This is a genomic window from Streptomyces ziwulingensis (genome assembly GCF_039542605.1).
Lineage (GTDB): Bacteria > Actinomycetota > Actinomycetes > Streptomycetales > Streptomycetaceae > Streptomyces > Streptomyces ziwulingensis.
Genome location: NZ_BAABIG010000138.1, coordinates 1 through 579, shown reverse-complemented (window position 1 = coordinate 579; position 579 = coordinate 1). Strand labels below are relative to the sequence as shown.

Annotated in this window: 1 pseudogene; it reads left to right on the top strand. The window is 65.3% G+C overall.

Annotated features, from left to right (window positions below):
• Positions 1 to 348: pseudogene (locus ABEB00_RS35795) on the top strand (hypothetical protein); the annotation flags it as partial.
• Positions 349 to 579: the final 231 nt, after the last annotated feature.

The following is a 579-nucleotide window of genomic DNA, read 5'->3' as shown; positions in this document are numbered from 1 at the left end:
GACAAATTCCGCCAGGACCGGCACTACCTCCACCCCACCTGGCAGGACGCCTACCGGCCCGAGCGAGCGAACATCGAAGGACTCAACGGAAGGGCCAAGAGCCACGGCATCGACATCTCCGACCCCACGAAGCGACTCGCCCACGGACGGGTCGCGCAGACCATCCTGCTCGCGCTGATGATCTGCAGCATCAACCTGCACATCCTCTTCAGCTGGGATCAGACCACCCGAACACAAACGACCGGCACCTCCCACGGAGTCACCGCGTTCGCTGGATCGGCATCCACGCCCCCCGCCGCGGCCGGGCTGCCGCCGCCCACAGGGCCGGAGTTCCGCGAGACCATCTGAGACCCCAGCACCACACGCCGGGATCACGCACGCCCGCCCACAGCCCAGAAACGCCTCACGCACCCGAACCACCCCGAAACATCAGGTCGACGACCGCCAGGCACCCGCCTCCGGCACCGATCGCGTTCGGATAGCTCCTCGAACAGACCCCGGAAACGCCAAGATCCCGCCCGATCAATCAGATCGGACGGGATCTTGTGAACTCTTCCTGAGCTAACTCAAGAACAGTCG